Consider the following 18,335-nt stretch of genomic DNA (forward strand, 5'->3'; position numbering starts at 1 on the left):
ATTCCTCATTCCTTACCGGCCACGGTAGTTGGGGGCCTCGACGGTCATCATCACATCATGCGGATGGGATTCCTTCAGCCCTGCCGGGGTGATGCGGACGAACCTGCCCTTCGCCTTGAGCTCATCGATGGTGTGGGCTCCGACGTAGAACATGGCCTGGCGCAGCCCACCGGTGAGCTGGTGCAGCACTGCCGAGAGCGGCCCGCGGTAGGGTACCTGGCCTTCGATGCCCTCCGGGATGAGCTTCTCGTCATCGGGCACATCGGCCTGGAAGTAGCGGTCCTTGGAGTAGGAAGTGTTCTTGCCGCGGGTCTGCATCGCTCCCAGAGAGCCCATGCCGCGGTAGGCCTTGAACTGCTTGCCGTTGTAGAAGACCAGATCGCCCGGGGACTCGGCCGCTCCGGCCAGCAGCGAGCCGAGCATCACAGAACTTGCACCGGCCACCAGGGCCTTGCCGATATCGCCGGGGTGCTGCAGCCCGCCGTCGGCGATCACCGGCACACCGGCGGGGATCGCTGCTTTGGCGGATTCGTGGATAGCCGTCACCTGGGGCATGCCGACCCCTGCCACCACCCGGGTGGTGCAGATGGAGCCGGGTCCGACGCCGACCTTGATCGCATCGGCTCCGGCCTCGATCAGCGCTGCCGCACCGGCCTTGGTGACGACCTGCCCGCCGATCACATCGACGCCTGCAGAGGCATGATCAGACTTGATCCGGGCGATCATCTCCTGCACCCCGCGGGTATGACCGTTGGCGGTGTCAACCACCAGGACATCGGCCCCTGCCTCCACCAGGGCCATGGCCCGCTCATAACCGTCGCCGAAGAAGCCCACGGCCGCACCGACCCGCAGCCGACCCTCGTCATCCTTGGTGGCCTGGGGGTACTTATCGGCCTTGTCGAAGTCTTTGATGGTGATCAGGCCGGTGAGCTTGCCGGCGTCGTCGACCAGCGGCAGCTTCTCTACGCGGTGCTCACTGAAGATCCTGAGCACCTCAGCGTTGGTGATGCCTTCCTTCGCCGTGATCAGCGGTGCACGGGTCATCTTTTCGTGCACGTTCAGGGAGGCGAACTCGGAATCCGGGATGAAGCGAATGTCGCGGTTGGTGATGATGCCCACCAGAGTGCCTGCCTCATCGACCACCGGCAGCCCCGAGATCCGGTAGTGGGCGCAGATCTCGTCCAGCTCGGCGAGCGTGGCATCCGGACGGATGGTCACCGGGTCGGTGATCATGCCGGACTCGGAGCGCTTGACCTGATCGACCTGCCGGGCTTGATCCTCGATCGACAGGTTCCGGTGAATGATCCCGATGCCACCCAGTCTGGCCAGCCCGATGGCCATCGGGGCCTCGGTGACGGTGTCCATGGCCGCGGAGACCACCGGAGCGTTCAGCCGGATGTTCCGAGTCAGCTGGGTAGAGGTGTCAGCATCCGAGGGGATGACATCGGTCTCCCCGGGCAGCAGCAGCACGTCATCGTAGGTCAGACCGACCAGGGCGAAGGGGTCGTGCTCCTCATCGTGGGTGTGGCTCAAAGTGGGGCCTCCAGCAGTAATGGTGACGGGTCAGACATGCGTCAACAAGTCTACTGGCAGTGCCATTCCTACCGAGCGAGAAAGCCCGCTCGGCCTTCTGCGGGGCAGGCGGTGGCGTCGTGCTTGTGGACAATGTGACGCCGTGTGAACTTAACTCTGCGGAGAAATGAAGATTTCGCGCATAGTAGATACTGAGCACCGCACACAGACCGAAAGGCACACCGATGAGCACCGAAGACACCATCTCCTCAGACCCGCAGCCGGGGCGGAGGAACTCTGGACTGAAGACCGGGATCACCGTGGTGGCCGTTGCCGCACTGGCAGGCACCGCAGGCTTCGCGATCGCCAACTCCACAGGCGGCGACGACGCCGAGACCACCGCTGCCGGCGGCTCGGGTGCCACGGCAGGAGAGGCCGCCTCCACCGTCACCGCCGCGGAGATCCCCGGCGAGAACCGCGGCTTCGACGAGGTTCATACCGACGAGCCTCTGGTGACCACCGACTGGCTGGCCGGCCGGCTGGAGGAGGGCGAGCTCTACGACCAAGGCATTGTGCTGGTGGATGTCTCCGAGGACCTGGCCAGCTCTGAGCTGACTCCCTACTCCGAGGCGCATATCCCCCAGGCTCAGTATCTGGAGTGGTCCCAGGAGTTCACCCAGCCCAATACCCGGGAGTTCATCAATCAGGACGAGTTCACCGAGCTGGCCCAGTCACTGGGCATCAACGACGACACCACGGTGATCCTCTACGGCGACAACAACAACTGGTTCGCCGCCTATGCCGCATGGGTCTTCAACCTCTACGGGGTCGGCGACGTCCGCCTGCTCGACGGCGGCCTGCACAAATGGGAAGCCTACGACGGCCGCGAGCTGGTCGAAGAGGTCCCCTCAGTCCCCGAAGGCGATTTCGAAGCCCTGCCGCAGAACCACGATATCCGCGCCTTCCAGCCCGAGGTCCTGGAGATCGCTGAGCAGAACGCCGAAGCAGACGGCGAGGCAGCAGCCGGGGTGAACCTGATCGATATTCGCTCCGCCGGTGAGCACGACGGTGAAATCGGGGTCGACCCGGACATCTTCGAAGGTGAGGGTGCCTCCATCTGGGGGCACATCCCCGGTTCGGTCAATGTCACCTGGACCGAGATCGTCGACGACGAGACCGGCGAGTTCCTCCCTGGCGAGGAGATCCGGGAGATCTACGAGGAGGCCGGAGTCGACTTCGACGACCCGAGCGTGGCCTACTGCCGCATCGGCGAGCGCGCCTCCCACACCTGGTACGCCCTGAGCCAGATCCTGGGCGAGGACGTCGCCGTCTATGACGGCTCCTGGACCGAGTGGGGCAACAGCGTCGGCGTTCCGGTGGCCAACAACACCGGTGAGCGTGCCGGCCTCTGGGGCCAGTCGGGCAGCTCTGATTGATCCCCGCCGCGCAATAAGGCCCATCTGCCGGGTCCGGACATCTGTGCCGGACCCGGCATTCGGCTGTCTAAAGCACCTGCGACCAGCCTCTCCACCAAGGACTGACCATGTTAGAAAACCCCCCGCAGAAGACCTCCCGCACCGTGGCGGTCAAAGCCGACCGTGAACTGGGATGGACCCGCGGCGACACCATCCGCACCTCGATCTCCGTGACGGTGGCCGCGGTGCTGCTGGGGCTGGCCTGGTATCTGAGCACCACCGACGGTGAGGGACTGGGCGGATCCAACGCTGCGCTGATGCTGCTGGTCGGGGCTGGGCTGGGGATCCTGTTTGAGCGTGGCCGGTACTGCTTCTTCTGCGTGTTCCGGGATCTGTTTGAGAAGAAGGACAGCCGGGGGATGTACGCGATCCTGGTCTCGATCGCAGTAGGGATGATCGGCTATGCGGTGATCTTCTCCACCCGCATCCCCACTCCCACCGGGGAGAACACCCCTACTGATGCGCATATCGCCCCGGTCTCGATCGCTCTGGTGATCGCCGGCCTGGCCTTCGGCCTGGGCATGGTCATCTCAGGGGGCTGCATCGCCGGGCACCTCTACCGGCTTCCAGAGGGACACCTGCGGTCCATACCTGCCTTGGGCGGCGTCGTCATCGGCTTCGGTCTGGGCTTTCTGAGCTGGGACTTCATGTACTCCAGCTTCATCCTCGGCGCCCCGGTGCCGTGGCTGCCGGCCGGTAACGGGTACGGGATGGCAGTGCTGATCCAGCTCGGAGCACTGGTGGGTCTCGGCCTATGGCTGCTGCGCTGGAACCCGCCGGTGGCCGGACGCGGAGACCGCGTGGTGGACGCCACGGAGGTGCGCCGGCTGCTGTTCTTCAAGCGCTGGCCTGCACTGATCACCGGCACCGCAGTGGGCCTGCTGGCGATACTGGCCTACTACAAGGATCAGCCGTTGGGGGTGACCTCGCAGATCTCTTCGCTGACGCGCACCGGAATGACCGAGGCCAGCTGGCTGCCGCACTTCATGCCGGGGCTGGACGAACGGCTGGCCGGCTGCGTGGCCATGGTGGTCCATACCATCACCACCAACGGCTGGCTGATTCTGGGAATCGTGCTGGCCTCGCTGGCCGCAGCCCTGCCCGGACGGCGGGTCCAGCTGGAGAAGACCACCGCGTACAACTCCGCCACCGCTCTTGCGGGCGGGATTCTCCTGGGTTGGGGGGCGATGATTGGGCTGGGCTGCACGATCGGGGTCCTGCTCTCCGGGACACAGGCCTTCGCACTCTCCGGCTGGGTCTTCGGCTCCGCGATCGTGGTCGCCGCAGGCCTGGGCTTCCGCTTCGGCCTCCACCGCAAAGCCGCTCCGGGGGTGTTCCCTCCTTCACCGTAATGGCTAGAGCGATCTCATTGCTCCAACGCACGGTGGCGTGCATCTTTTTCGAAGAGCCCTTCAAGCAGTTCGAAATGCCGGTCGACCGCCACCTGGGCTTTCTCCGGATCACAGGATTCGATGGCCGCCAGAATGTCTGCATGGACGCCGCGGACCATTTCTCGCTCCTCGGCGAGTGTCACGAAACGCAAGGTGCCGTGCAGGACTGTGCGCAGCACACGAGCGAGGAAACGAAGACCAGAAGAATTTGAGGCGGTGAAAAGTGCTTCATGAAAATCAGCGTCTGCGGCAAATATCTCGGATCCGTCATCTGTATTATTCATCCTATGTATTGCGCTTCTCATTGACAGGATCCCATCTTGATCAGGGTCCTTGGCCGCAAGGATGGCGGCCTCCCGCTCAAGGGCCTGACGCACCGTGCTGAGTGACTCCACATGTATTTCCGCGGAGATCAGTCCGATGATCAGCGCCTCGCCCATGCGCTCCGGCTGCAGCCCGGTGTAGATTGCCCCTTCCCGCTCTCTTCTCTCTATGACACCAAACGCCTCCAGCCGACCTATTCGATCGCGCAAGGCGGTCCGGCTGACGCCCAACCGCGCAGACAATTCTCGCTCGCTGGGCAATCTATCGCCTGGTCTCTTTTCACGAATAAGTTCAACTAAATCGCCAATAATAGGGTCACCAAAATGAGCAGCAGTGAATCGCTCTCGATAACCTCGTGCTGCGGAACCGTGGACTGTAGCCTCATTTTCCGGAGTCATGACCCGATAGTAAACCATGAGAACTCGATTGCATGAGCCATAGGTTTCATAACAACCATTTCGGTGAGGCTTACTGAAAGCAATCATCTGCTTGCCAAAAAACTCAATCAGTCGTTCGAGTTGACTGGTATTACCAGTGCGTGACACACTTCACATGCACACTCGATCTGTGACCACACTCACAGGACCTAGATGAATGGAGAGGCCCATGAAGCGCTCTGCCCCCCTCGCAATTCTGTCCTTGACAGCCCTGAGCGTGACCGCGTGCGGTGACGGAGACGGAGGAGAAGAAGAAACCTACACCTGGGACTTCACGGTCACCACCAGCAATACCTCCACGTGGTACGAAGCAGCCGAGTTGTTCGGTGAGACTCTGGACGAGGAGTCCGACGGACGCATGCAGCTCAATATCCACGCCAATGAGCAGCTCTCAGGCGGCGACCCCGCCGCTGGCGTTGAGCAGCTGATGAACGGGGACAAGGCGTTCTCCTACAACTCCACCATCATCTACGACGGACTGGACTCCAGGTTCAGCGCCATCAACGCCCCGTTCTTGTTCGCCGACTACGAGCAGGCCGATTCAGCGATCGAAGCCGGCGCCGAAGACGCCTACCGCGAGCTCAGCCGTGAAATGGGCGTCGAGATGCTCGGCTTCGGAGAATCCGGCTTCCGGCAGCTGACCACCACTGACACTCCGGTGACCAGCCCTGATGATTTGGCTAACCTCGTCATCCGGGTGCCTGGCTCCAGCCTGTTCCTGAACATCTTCAACGAGCTCGGTGCGGATCCCACCACCATGAACTTCGCCGAGGTCTACACCTCCCTGCAGACCGGCACTATCGACGGCCAGGAGAACCCCTATGACGTCATCTACTCCAGCGGTCTCCAGGAGGTCCAGGACCACCTGACCGTCTGGAACTACGTCTACGACCCGCTGATCCTGGGCATGAACGCCGATCTCTACGACTCGCTGAGCGAAGAGGATCAGCAGATCGTCCAAGACGCTGCCGCCGAGGCCAATGCTTTCCAGATCCAGCAGAATCGAGAGCTGGAGGAAGAGCAGCTCGCTGAGCTTCGCGAGGATATGGAGGTCGTCGAGCTCAGCGATGATGAGCTCTCCGCATTCCGTGAGGCCATGGAACCGGTCTACGACGCACACCAGGAAGACTGGACCGAGGACCTCATGGAAGCAGTCCAGCCGGAGTAGCCCATGCTTGACAAGATCCTCACCCGCGTCGAGAACACGGTGATCATCGGAGCCTTTATTGCCATGACCGCCGTATACTTCGCCAACGTTGTCAGCCGCTACCTGTTGCACGGCTCGCTAGCCTTCACCACAGAGATCGTGGTCAACCTCGCTGTGCTGCTCACGATGGTCGGTGCCGCAGCAGGCGTCCGGCTCGGCACCCATCCGGGGTTCGACCTGCTGCCGTCCATGTCCAAGGGACTGCTGCGAACGGTGATGGTCTCCCTGATCGCGGCGGCCACCCTCGTCTTCTTCCTCCTCTTCCTGTGGCTGGGCTGGGAGATGGCGTCCCGTCAGTTTGACCAGGGGCGGGTCACCCCCGCGCTGGGCATCCCTCAGTGGATCTTCTCCATGGCTCTGCCCGTTGGAGCCGCACTGGGTGCAGTGCGAGCAGCACAAGCAGGCTATGTGCAGATTCGCCGCATCAGCAGTGATGGACAGGGAGTCACCGCATGATTGAACTCATCCTCGTCGGCAGTTTCTTCCTCCTTGTGCTGCTGGGCATTCCCATCGCATTCTCCATGGGACTCTCCGCCGTCATCACGATCCTCTACGCCACCGGCACCCACGCGCTCAATCCGGCCGCCGGTGTCATGTACGCGTCCATGTCCTCAGAGACGCTGCTAGCGATACCGTTCTTCATCCTTGCCGGCGTGATCATGGAACTGACGGGCATCTCCACACGGCTGATCGAGTTCGCGGACAAAGTGGTCGGGCACCGTAAGAGCGGACTGGCGCTGACCGCGATCATCGCAGCACTGCTGTTCGCAGCGATCTCCGGCTCAGGGCCGGCGACAGTGGCGGCACTGGGTGCCGTGCTCATTCCTGCACTGGTCAAGCACGGCTACTCCAAACGCCACGCAGCATCGCTCTTAGCCAGTGCCGGGGGCATGGGCATTGTGATCCCTCCAAGCATCGCGTTCATCGTCTTCGCAGTGGTCGCCAGCGATCATCAACGGGTGTCCATCAGCAGACTCTTCATGGCCGGTGTGATTCCCGGGATCCTCATGGGGTTGGCCTTCTACTGCGTCGCCCGTTACCTCCCCCGCCATGTAGAGCAGCTGACAGAGAACTCCAGCCGCAATGTCGAAAAAGGCATGGACCGATTGGGGCTGACGCCCAAATCCTCCAGTACCCCAGCCGGCGGCAGCACACAGAGTCCTGTCGCGATCACCGCCGGCAGCACAGCCACCGATGGCATTATCACTCTCGAAGACACTGTCGACACCGACACAGAAGTCGGTGAACGCACCGGCCGCGCGCCGTGGAGTGAAATAGGTATGGCCTTTCTCCGTGCCATCCCCGGTTTGCTGGTGCCGGTCATCATTCTGGGTGGCATCTACGGCGGTATCTTCACCCCGACAGAGTCAGCAGCCGTGGCGTGCGTCTATGCGCTGCTGGTCGGCCTGTTCTTCAGCCGAGACCTGAAGTTCACCGGACTGTTCAAGGTCTTCACCACAGCCGGAGTGCAGTCTTCACGAATCATGATCATCGTGGCTGCCGCCTCGTTGTATGCCTATGTCATCACCAGGCACGGCATTGCAGCCCGGGTTTCAGATTCTTTGCTCTCCCTGACTGAGAGCACTTTGCTGCTCATCCTGCTGATCAATATCATCCTGCTGATCGCCGGCATGTTCCTTGATGCAGTCTCCGCGTTCTACCTGCTAGTCCCACTGCTGGTCCCTGTACTGCTGGAACTGGGCATGGACATCACCACGATCGGTGTGATGATGACTATCAATCTGGCGCTCGGCCTGGTCACTCCCCCAGTAGGTGTCAATCTGCTGGTGGCCGGCAGCATCGCCAAGATCTCATACACCGAGGCTACCCGAGGGATCTGGCCGTTCCTGGGGGCCGGACTCGTGGTCCTCATTCTGGTGACCTTCATACCGCAGCTGAGCAACTGGCTGCCCGACCTCTTAGGAGTCTGATCCGTGTCAACCACTCACACCGAAGGCGCCGCTCCGGTACCCACCTCCTCCGATTTGACCGGGCAGGTCTGCCTGGTCACCGGAGGGGCGCGTGGCATCGGATACGGCATCGCCCAGGAACTGATTTCACAGGGCGCGCAGGTCGCCGTCGTCGATATTGGAGGTGCGGACGACGTCGCCGCCAGGCTAGGAGACAACGCGGCAGCGTGGACTGCGGATGTACGCGACCGAGCCCAGGTAACCCGGTGCGTGGCCGGCGTCGTCGAACGCTTCGGACGGCTGGATGTTCTGGTCAACAATGCCGGCACCGCAGCACGGATCGATCTTGAGGCAATGGACGACGACACCTGGGATCGGGATATCGCCACAAACCTGAAGGGAACCTACCTCTTCACCCAAGCAGCGATCTACCCGCATATGCGCAACCAGGGCTATGGGCGGATCATCAACATCAGTTCCATCTCCGGCATTATGGGCGGTCCCTACTCCTCAGGAGAGGGCGGCGGTCGCTCCGGGCCGGCGTATGCCGCCTCTAAGGGAGGTATCATCGCCTTCACCAAATGGCTGGCGAAGGACGTAGGGGCGCTGGGCATCACCGCCAACTCAGTGGCCCCCGGCCCTGTCGCTACTCCTTTGACCTCCGATGTCGACTATCCGCTGGACAACCAGGCCATCAAACGCATGGGGGATCCAGAGGACATCGCAGGTGCTGTCGCGTACCTGGCCTCTCCTCGCACTGGCTTCGTCACCGGGGAGACGCTGAAGGTCTGCGGCGGTTCGGCCATCGGATAGTGGCTGCAGATGACCGCAGAGACCTCGATGCGCCCGCCAGGGCTGCCGCGTGCGCTGCCTCATCCGGGACCGCGCAACGCCGAGCGTCTGCTCGTGCAGCCCACGCAGGCTGTCAGCGTGACGGGGCGGCTCCAGCCCGGTGAGCGATTGGTGGATGAACTGATCCGCCTGACCGCTGGCCTGGGTGTGACGTCCGGGTCCGTCTCGTTCTCAGCGGGTGTCCTGGCTACCCTGAACTACTGCTTCCCCGCGGAGGGAACCGGCCAGCGCGCCGCATGGTTCTCCCCAGAGCAAGTCACCCACAACGCTCAGCTGACCGGAGGGTCTGCCACCGTGGGGCTGCGTGAGGGGATGCCGTTCGTCCACGCTCACCTACGCTGGAGAGATGAACAGGGCGTGACCCAGGGCGGTCATATCTGGCCGGCGACCATGGTCGGATCTCCCGCACCGGAAGTGACAGTGTCCGGGTTGCGCGCCGCCGAGTGGGAAAGCATCACGGACCCAGAAACGATGATGCCCGCATTCGAACCGCACAGCAGGCATAACCCCCAACGATCTGCCAGTGAACCTCATGACTTCACAGTGGCACGCGTGCTTCCCGATGAGGATATTACCGAAGCAGTGCGTCATATCGGGCGGGAATCAGGTTTCGACGCAATCCGGGTCGTTGCCGGGCTGGGCAGCTTGATCGGCGGGGTGCTGGTGTCAGAGGAGGGTCACCGTGTGATCATCGATGGTCCCGCTACTGAGGTCATCACCCTCAGCGGCACTGTCAAGGGGCTGGCGCCCTCTGCTGCTGCGGGCGAACCTGGAGCGGTGCATCAGCTGCACTGCACGCTCGTTGATCTCCACGGTACCGTCCACAGCGGTTATCTGATCCCCGGGGAGAATCCGGTCGCGGTCACCTTCGAGCTGCTCCTGGCGTCAGCGTAGAAGGTAGAAGGTGGAGTGTGGTACCAATGGCAGAGTTCACCTACGACGAGGCGATTCAGACCGAAGTCGACGCTCTGGCCCAACGGTTGCGTCGATCTGTATTGGTCAATGACCCCATGGTGCGAAATCTCTACCGCAGTGCGCACTTCGGTGATGAAGATCCACTGCGCATCCGTGCTCTTCTGCAGCGGGACACGGGTACCGACGTCGTCAGCTATATCTTTGCTCACGGTGTGCCCTCCTGGACCGGGCCGGGAAGGATTCCGCCCAATCCTGAACTTGGCATGATCCATCCGAGGGTCTGTACACCGATCCGAAGGCCGGGACGGCCCGGAGAGGACATGATCGGGATGATCATGTTGGTCGACCCTGGGGATTCGCTCACCCCGGAGGACCTGGACCTGATCCGTCGGAGTTCTCAGCTTCTTGCTCCGCTGATGGAAGCTCGGCTGTACCCGGCTGCGGGCGAAGCTCAGCACGATCAGGCACTGTGGGATCTCTTGTCAGATGATCCAGCTCGTCGGCAGCAGGGTCTGGCGGATCTCGCCCCGCAGCCGTTGACCCACCTGATGGTGACCCGGATGGCTGTCGATGATCCACAACCCTCTGAACTGCGACAGGCGCAAGTCCGTGTGGCGCTGCACGACGTGGCACGCCCGCGGCACATGTCTCCACAGTCGCCTGTGACCCAGATGCTCTCGGCGGTCGCCGAGGACACCGCCGTGCTGCTCCTGGGCTGCCGGGACGCAGTGGAAAGCCCTGCGCACACCGGGGAATGGGCGTCCGAAGAGATCAGCCGGATCCGTCGCATGTTCATTGAGGCGGCCCCCGAGGGAGCCTCGCTGCGGATCGGGTGCGGATCCACCGTCAGGGGTGTGGAACATGCCTACGCCTCCGCTCGACAGGCAGGGGCCGCGCTGAAGGCTGCACAGCAGGGCCTGACGGCCGAACCTGTCACATTCTGGTCGAAGCTCGGGCCCATGGGGGTGCTTCTGGGTTTGCCTCGTACCCACCTGTCGCGGTCTCTGCTGCCCGACGAAATGCAGCGACTGCTCAAGGCCGTTCCTTTTGATGAACTTATCCGCACCCTACGCGTGTATCTGGATCACGGGGGCAACGGGCCTGCCTCCGCCGAGGCACTGCACATCCACCGAACCACCCTGTACTACAGGTTGGGCAGGATCTCCGACCTGGCCGGACTCGACCTCTCCGACGGAAGGACACGGCTGAGCCTGCATCTGGGGCTGACTATGCTCCCGATGCTTCTAGAAGACGAGCGCTGAGGGCTCATCGCACCTCGGTCTCAGCTCAGCTTCGGGTGGCTTGTTCCAGGTGTTGGAGGATGTGGCGGTAGGTGTGTCCGGTCGCTTCTGTCATTCCCTGTTCGCAGGTTCGGTTCAGTGAGGCGTAAGCGTCGTAGTGCCGGCGCTGGACTTCCTCGGCTTCCTGCCGGGTCGCGGATGCGGTGAGTTCCGGGTGGAGCATTCCCCGGTCCCCGGCGTAGGCGCAGCAGCCCCAGGACTCAGGGATCTCCACATGGTGTGATATGGCACCGGCAAGGGATTCGAACGCTTCATTCAGACCCAGTTGCACTGAGGAGCAGGTCGGGTGCAGCACCATGGAGTCCACTGGCTGGGTCACCGTGAGCTGGGCCAGTACCTGCTCCCCGATGAACTCCACTGAGTCAACAAAGCGGAGAGCGCTGTACTGTGGGCCCTCCTGCGCCGTCTGCTGCATAGTCATCAGCCCTTCAGTGCAGGAAGAGGCATCACAGACCACCGGAAGCCGACCATAGTCGGTGGCCTCCCACAGCATCCCCAAGGTCCGCTCAGTCATCGTCGCGTACCCGGAGGGAAGCCCCTTGGATTTCCACGGCGTGCCGCAGCATGCCGCGGCGATGCCTTCTGGCACAGTCACCGGGACCCCGGCCCGTTCACACAACCTCAGGAAGGCCTCCGCGGCAGTGAGCTCGTTCTTGGGACTCTGTTCCGGCAGCTCACCACTGCCGAACATCGTCGATACACAAGCAGGGAAGAACACCGCGATAGCGTCCCTATCCTGGACCTGGGGGCGGCGGGGCCCACCGCGGGGAAGACGTCGCTGATACTGCGGCACGTACTCGGCCCCGGCCACCGACCGCCCCACCGATGTCACAGCTCGTGGCAAGGCAGCCGGCAGCGCCTTAGCCACTGTGAGCCCGGTGCTCAGCAGCCCAGTGGCGCTCTTCCACGAGTTCGCCGCAGCTGCCCAGGCTCGGTCAGCGATCACCGAGTGGTTCTCCTGGCGCAGCCGGCGTACCAGGTCACCGGTATTGATGTTCACCGGACAGGCGGTCACACACATGCCATCGGCTGCGCAGGTCTGCAGCCCCTCATAGTCGTACTCCCGGCGAAGCCGCTGAGCTGTGGCGGTGTCACCCTCCGCCTCAGCCTCAGCGATAGCACGCCGGCCCACAATGCGCTGGCGCGGAGTCAGCGTGAGATCCTTTGAGGGGCACACTGGTTCGCAGTATCCACATTCCACACACCGATCGACCTCTTCCTCCACCGGCGGAACAGATTTCAGGTTCTGCAAATAGGACCGGGGATCATCGTTGATCACCACCCCGGGGTTGAACGCCCCGCGCGGATCCAACAGGGCTTTCAGCCTGCACATCACCTCATAGAGCTCATCACCGTACTGCTGCCGGACAAAGGGGGCCATAATCCGCCCAGTCCCGTGCTCGGCCTTCAGCGATCCACTGCGCTGCAGCACCAGATCCACCATCTCCTCGGTGAACCGCTCATACCGACGCAACGAAACAGGGTCGTCGAATCGCTCATTGAGCATGAAATGAATATTGCCGTCCTTGGCATGTCCGAAAATCACCGAATCCTCATACCCATGGGACTCAAACAGACTCGTCAGCTGCCTGCAGGTCGCCCCCAAATCACCCACCGGCACCACCACATCCTCCAACAACGCATTGAAGCCCGAGGGACGACTACCCGCCACAGCAGCGTAGAGGCCCTTCCGGACCTTCCACAGCGCGGCCCGCTCCGCAGGATCCACCGTCAGCCTCACCGGAGTACTCAGATTGAACTGGGTGAAGACCTCCTCGGCGCGCTGCCTGCGCTGACTGAGCTCGTCCTCATCCCGGCCCTGAAACTCCACCAGCAGCGCGGCATGGTCCCCGACGGCAATCTGCGCGACCTGCCCCGGCACCTTCCCCGAACGCTGAGAGACCCGCAGCGAAGTAGCATCCAACAGCTCAACAGTCGCAGACTCAGCATCCACCAGTTCGGGCACCGCCTTAGTGGCGGTCACCAGATCAGGGAAAACCAACAGCCCTGTGCTCACCTCAGGCATGACTTCCACTGTGCGGAAAACAGCTTCTGCCACAAAACCTAGAGTGCCTTCTGAGCCGATCATCAGATGCTCGAGGATCTTCACCGGAAGCTCATGGTCGAGGAATGAATTCAACCCGTAACCCATAGTGTTCTTCATCGAGAATTGCTGCCGTATGGTTTCCACCGACTTCGGATCTGCCAGAATCCGCTGGCGCAGTTCCACCAACCCAGCATGTAACCCCGGCTCCATCTCCTGCAGCAGCTGATCCGCATCCTGGGCTCCGGTGTCCACCACTGTGCCCGATGGTGTCACCAAAACCATTGACTCCAATGTCTGATACGTATTGAACTCGATGCCACAATGCATCCCCGAAGAATTGTTGGCAATTACTCCACCGATGGTGCAGGCGATCTCGCTAGCCGGATCCGGCCCCAGCTTACGCCCGAAGCGAGCCAACCGCTGATTCACCTGACGCACCGTGGCACCGGGCTGAACCCGCACCCGCTGCCCCTGATCAAGAACCTCAATACTCCGAAAGTTCCTCCGAGTGTCCACCAACAGCTGATCACTCACCGCTTGACCAGACAAGGAAGTACCACCAGAGCGGAAGGTCAACCCCAGACCATTCCTATCGACCACACCAAACAGCTCTGCCACAGCTTCAACCGTCCCCGGACGAACCACAGCCTGAGGCTGCAACAAATAGCTGGAGGCATCATGAGCCATCACCCGCCGCTCCAACTCCGACTCCACCAACCCAGACCCCCCGCCCCAGGTCCGCAAATCCTTCGCGGCGTCATCGCTGAGCGACGAGGAGACCGCATGCTTGCCCAGCCCTGGTCCGCGACCACTGATCGATGAAGGTCCGGACGTATTGGACAGCAACGACATGCAGGCTCCTTGAGAGATAGGCGAGGGTGGTTCAAGTCTGCCTTAATTCTGCAGCGCCGTGATGCGAATCACCACAGACCGGTGTTGAGTCTGTAGCTCTGGTTTTCCTTGATCTGTCGAACATCAGAGGCGAGTTCAACAAAGAGAGGAAAACCCCGGCAGAGGATTCGTCCCAGGTCGGTTCCCCTGATTGCCGTGGCATGGAATTGTGAGATGCAGCACGTATCCGACTCCTAGCAAGAAGGTTCCCATGACCGGATCACCACACATCATTGGGTGGGCACACACACCTTTTGGCAAACAGACGCACGAGGACGTTGAAGCGCTGATGGCCGAAGTCAGCGGCAAGGCCATCGCCGACGCCGGACTCGGCCCTGAAGACATTGATGCCGTGACCGTTGGTGTCTACAACAACGGCTTCTCGCGGCAAGGCTTCGAAGCAGCCTTGGTCGGTGCTGGCAACCCCGCCCTGGCCACCGTACCCGCCACCCGCTTCGAGAACGCCTGCTCCACCGGATCTGCCGCCTTGTTCGGTGCACTCGACCGGCTGGAATCAGGCCGGGCCAAAGCGGTGCTGGTTATTGGCGCGGAGAAGATGACCGCAGCCTCGGCGTCAGAGGTCAATGACATCCTACTGGCCGCCTCGCACCGCAAGACTGAAGAGTCTGCAGGAAGCTTCGCAGGAGTCTTCGCTCAGCTGGCTGACCTCTACGCCGAACGCTATGGCAACCCGCGGGAAGCCATGGCGGCCGTAGCCTCGAAGAACCACCGCAACGGTGTAGACAACCCCTACGCCCACATGCGCAAAGACCTGGATCGTCAGTTCTGCTCCACTGAATCGGACAAAAATCCTTATGTCGTGGGCAAGCTGCTCCGCACCGACTGCTCGATGGTCTCTGACGGCGCTGCCGCCGTCGTGGTCACCACCCAGGACCTGGCGCGATCGGCCCGGCGCAGCGTGGCCATCCGCGGGCGGGCGCAGGCCAACGACCATCTGGCACTGGCCACCCGGCGTGACCCGCTGGAGTTCGCCGGAGCCCGGGAAGCCTTCCAAGGGGCTCTGGCCGACGCCTCCGTCACCCTGGAGGACCTCGACATGCTCGAGACCCACGACTGCTTCACCATCGCTGAGATGCTGCAGTACGAGGCCTTCGGCATCGCTGAACCGGGCAAGGCGGGCGAGGTGCTGGCCTCAGGGGAGACTGAGCGCGACGGCCGATTGCCGGTCAACCGTTCGGGCGGACTGAAGTCAAAGGGCCATCCCATCGGTGCCACCGGTGTCTCACAGCATGTCATGGCCGCTATGCAGCTGACTGGAGAGGCCGGCGACATGCAGCTGGAGAAGATCGACAGAGCCGCTGTCTTCAATATGGGCGGTTCAGCAGTGGCAAACTACGCCACCGTTCTGGAGGCGAAATGAGCCACGCACCGATCAACAGTGTCGACACCCCGCCGCGGCAGGCAGTCAACCTCGCCCAGATGCTGACCCAGACCGCTCGGCGGAACCCGACGGGCCTGGCGGTCCGGCACGGCGAGACTCGCTGGACCTGGCATGATCTGGACACCCGCGCCTCGGCCTTTGCCGCTGAACTGATCCGGCGGGGAGTCCAACCGGGACAGTGTGTGATGCTCGACGGCCCCAACAGCCCGGAATTTATTCAGGCGATGTACGGCGCCTGGCGGGCCGGTGCGGCCATCGCGCCGGTGAACTCGCGGCTGCACGCCAACGACATCAGCCAGCTCGCAGAGTTGTGTCAGCCAGCGGTGATGATCGCTCACAGCAGCACAGCCTCGCATGCTGAGGCTGCCGCGGAGGCTGTGCCCTTTGAGCAGCACACGATGTGGCTGGATGGTGTGAGTGAGGACTCCGTAGGCTCTTACGTGGAACCGGCTGAGCCCGTCGCCGACCAACGGGTCTGGCGCGGCGACCACGCCTGGTATTTCTTCACCTCCGGCACCAGTGGACGGTCCAAGGCGTCCGTGCTGACTCACGACCAAATGGGCTTCGTGATCACCAACCACTTGGCCGATCTGATGCCCTCCACCGACGTCACCCATCGTTCCCTGGTGGTGGCACCGCTGTCCCACGGCGCCGGCATCCATCTGCTGCCGCAGGTGGCCCGCGGCGCAGCCACCGTCATCCCTGAATCGGCCAGCTTAGACCCAGCAGAGGTCTGGAAGCTGGTGGGGACCGAGAAGGTAACTAACATCTTCGTGGTACCCACTATCCTCAAGCGCCTCGTAGAGGACCCCTCAGTCCATCAGCACGATCACTCCACCCTGCAGTACGTCATCTATGCCGGAGCGCCGATGCCCAGCCCGGACATCAAACTGGCCCGGGACGCCTTGGGCGATGTGTTAGTGCAGTATTACGGCCTCGGCGAGGTGACCGGCAACATCACTGTGCTACCACCCCACCACCACGACCACCCCTTTCCTCCGGACGTGCCCTTCAGCACCTGCGGCTACCCCCGCACTGGGATGCAGATCAGCATCCAGGACGACGACGGCAACGAAGTCCCTGCCCTTCACACCGGCGAGATCTGCGTAGCAGGACCCGCTGTCTTCTCGGGTTACCTCAACAACCCCGACGCCAATGCCCAGTCATTCCGCGACGGGTGGTTTCGCACCGGAGACATCGGGATGCTGGATGGGTCTGGTTTCCTATTCATCACCGGACGGGTATCAGACATGTACATCTCCGGGGGTTCCAATATCCATCCCCGAGAGATCGAAGAGAAGATCCTTAACCATCCTGCAGTCAAAGAGACCCTGGTGCTGGGTATGCCCGATCCGGACTGGGGAGAGATCGGCGTAGCCGTCTGTGTGCTCGAGGCCGGCTGCAGCCTGGGCGAAGAAGAGCTGCGTGAGTGGCTCAAGGAGCGTATGGCTCGCTATAAGGTGCCTCGCCGGGTGGTCTTCTGGGAGGGGCTTCCCCGCTCCGGCTACGGCAAGATCGTCCGCCGGACCATCCGCAACATGCTGCAGAACCAAGAAGCTCAGCCTATTGGCTGATCGTGACGGGCACCCGTCACACACAACTTCATCACTATGGGTTTCGCTGGCCAGCAGCAGAGCCACCGCTCTCAGCCTGGTATTACCAGAGACTGCGCACTACCACCCTTGTGCGGCATCTCACGAGATATCCCCTACCGAGGAGACCACTCATGCCCGGCCACTACTCACCCGCAGAACCACCTGCGGCGCCACCCAGGCTTCACCATGCAGGACCACCTGGATCACCGAGGATCCAATCCTATAAGAGCCGCTCCATCAGCGCGCTCCAGAGCCTGCGCAGCGGCGCGCTGCTGACTGAGGAGCTATTGCGCATCACCTCCAGTCTGGGAGTGACAGCCGCCTATGCTGAACTGTCCTCGGGGATGCTGTCCCCGCTGCACTACTGCGTGCCGGCTCCGAGTGACCACAAACGCTGCGTCTCCTTCTCTGAGGAGCGCATCACCAAAGAAGGGCACCTCGTCTACGGTTCAGCCACGATCGGAACTCGCGACGGCCGGCCCTTCATTCACAGCCATCTCCACTGGAGTGACGATCGGGGCAGAGCACTGGGCGGCCACATCTTTCCGGCCACGGTAGTCGGATCCCCCGCCCCGGTGGCCGCCGTGGTGGGGCTGCTGGACGCCGAATGGACCAGTATCGACGACCCAGAAACGTTTATGCCGACGTTTGTGCCCAGTGCATCCCGGACAAAGGAGCCCCTGATGACAGACCAGTACAGCACTGTGACAGTGTCCCGCGTGCTGCCCAATGAAGACATCACCGAAGCTGTACTCTCCGTCTGCCGCAAGGCGGGATACAGCAAAGCCGTGGTCCGCGCCGGACTAGGAAGCCTCATCGGTGCCAGGCTCACCGACGCCACGGGGCAGGTTCGCCAGGTGGACGGTCCCGGCACCGAGATCATCACTCTCACCGGGTTTGTCAAAACCGGAGACAATGGTCTCGAAGCCCAGCTCACCACCACACTGGTGGACCGGCACGGGGAGATTCACTCCGGTCGGCTGCTGCCCGGTGAGAACCCTGTAGCCGTGACCTTCGAACTCACGCTCCAGCCCGCACTGTAAACCCTCGCTCACCCACTCGTCCACGAAAGACAA

14 protein-coding genes are annotated in these 18,335 nt (G+C 62.4%); 11 read left to right on the forward strand and 3 right to left on the reverse strand.

The window, feature by feature from the left end; translation table 11 throughout:
- Positions 1–12: 12 nt before the first annotated feature.
- Positions 13–1,533, reverse strand: a complete 1,521-nt coding sequence (gene guaB / locus DVO78_RS03455; RefSeq protein ID WP_120003417.1) for an IMP dehydrogenase — start codon at positions 1,531–1,533, stop codon at positions 13–15.
- A 224-nt stretch (positions 1,534–1,757) separates the two neighbouring features.
- On the opposite strand from guaB, the gene DVO78_RS03460 reads away from it, so the two are divergent.
- Together DVO78_RS03460 and DVO78_RS03465 are read left to right on the forward strand one after the other, a co-directional pair.
- Positions 1,758–2,948 (forward strand): sulfurtransferase, encoded by a 1,191-nt coding sequence (locus tag DVO78_RS03460; protein WP_120003418.1) that lies wholly within the window; start codon positions 1,758–1,760, stop codon positions 2,946–2,948.
- 107 nt (positions 2,949–3,055) lie between these two features.
- The gene (locus DVO78_RS03465) at positions 3,056–4,339 is read left to right on the forward strand and encodes a YeeE/YedE family protein (RefSeq protein WP_120003419.1); all 1,284 of its coding nucleotides are present in this window, start codon (positions 3,056–3,058) and stop codon (positions 4,337–4,339) included.
- A 14-nt stretch (positions 4,340–4,353) separates the two neighbouring features.
- Here DVO78_RS03465 and DVO78_RS03470 read toward each other — a convergent pair whose 3' ends face one another.
- Positions 4,354–5,247 (reverse strand): FadR/GntR family transcriptional regulator, encoded by an 894-nt coding sequence (locus tag DVO78_RS03470; protein WP_157983841.1) that lies wholly within the window; start codon positions 5,245–5,247, stop codon positions 4,354–4,356.
- A 61-nt stretch (positions 5,248–5,308) separates the two neighbouring features.
- On the opposite strand from DVO78_RS03470, the gene DVO78_RS03475 reads away from it, so the two are divergent.
- From DVO78_RS03475 to DVO78_RS03500, 6 genes are read left to right on the forward strand one after another with little or no spacing between them, the layout of a single operon-like run.
- Positions 5,309–6,307, forward strand: coding sequence for a DctP family TRAP transporter solute-binding subunit (locus tag DVO78_RS03475; RefSeq protein WP_120003421.1), 999 nt, complete (start codon positions 5,309–5,311; stop codon positions 6,305–6,307).
- Between the two features lie 3 nt (positions 6,308–6,310).
- Entirely contained in the window at positions 6,311–6,802 is a 492-nt protein-coding gene (locus DVO78_RS03480; RefSeq protein ID WP_120003422.1) for a TRAP transporter small permease, read from the forward strand.
- Positions 6,799–8,277 carry a TRAP transporter large permease gene (locus DVO78_RS03485; RefSeq protein WP_120003423.1) on the forward strand — a complete coding sequence of 493 codons (1,479 nt, stop codon included), beginning with the start codon at positions 6,799–6,801 and terminating at the stop codon, positions 8,275–8,277. The genes DVO78_RS03480 and DVO78_RS03485 overlap by 4 nt, the downstream gene beginning before the upstream one ends.
- A gap of 3 nt (positions 8,278–8,280) precedes the next feature.
- Positions 8,281–9,069, forward strand: a complete 789-nt coding sequence (locus DVO78_RS03490) for an SDR family NAD(P)-dependent oxidoreductase (RefSeq protein ID WP_120003424.1) — start codon at positions 8,281–8,283, stop codon at positions 9,067–9,069.
- A 9-nt stretch (positions 9,070–9,078) separates the two neighbouring features.
- On the forward strand, positions 9,079–10,002 hold the full coding sequence (locus tag DVO78_RS03495) for a PCC domain-containing protein (protein ID WP_120003425.1): 924 nt from the start codon (positions 9,079–9,081) through the stop codon (positions 10,000–10,002).
- Positions 10,003–10,028: 26 nt separating this feature from the next.
- Positions 10,029–11,285, forward strand: coding sequence for a PucR family transcriptional regulator (locus DVO78_RS03500; protein WP_120003426.1), 1,257 nt, complete (start codon positions 10,029–10,031; stop codon positions 11,283–11,285).
- 25 nt (positions 11,286–11,310) lie between these two features.
- On the opposite strand, the gene DVO78_RS03505 is transcribed toward DVO78_RS03500, so the two are convergent.
- Entirely contained in the window at positions 11,311–14,223 is a 2,913-nt protein-coding gene (locus tag DVO78_RS03505) for an FAD-binding and (Fe-S)-binding domain-containing protein (protein WP_120003427.1), read from the reverse strand.
- Between the two features lie 250 nt (positions 14,224–14,473).
- On the opposite strand from DVO78_RS03505, the gene DVO78_RS03510 reads away from it, so the two are divergent.
- The 3 genes from DVO78_RS03510 to DVO78_RS03520 all read left to right on the forward strand — a co-directional run bounded on the left by DVO78_RS03510 (position 14,474) and on the right by DVO78_RS03520 (position 18,302).
- Complete coding sequence (locus DVO78_RS03510) at positions 14,474–15,643, forward strand: thiolase domain-containing protein (protein WP_120003428.1); 1,170 nt, start codon at positions 14,474–14,476, stop codon at positions 15,641–15,643.
- The gene (locus DVO78_RS03515; protein ID WP_120003429.1) at positions 15,640–17,238 is read left to right on the forward strand and encodes an AMP-binding protein; all 1,599 of its coding nucleotides are present in this window, start codon (positions 15,640–15,642) and stop codon (positions 17,236–17,238) included. Before DVO78_RS03510 ends, DVO78_RS03515 begins: the two co-directional genes overlap by 4 nt.
- Positions 17,239–17,390: 152 nt before the next feature.
- Entirely contained in the window at positions 17,391–18,302 is a 912-nt protein-coding gene (locus DVO78_RS03520) for a PCC domain-containing protein (protein WP_120003430.1), read from the forward strand.
- Positions 18,303–18,335: the final 33 nt, after the last annotated feature.

The organism is Nesterenkonia muleiensis (assembly GCF_003600155.1).
GTDB lineage: Bacteria > Actinomycetota > Actinomycetes > Actinomycetales > Micrococcaceae > Nesterenkonia > Nesterenkonia muleiensis.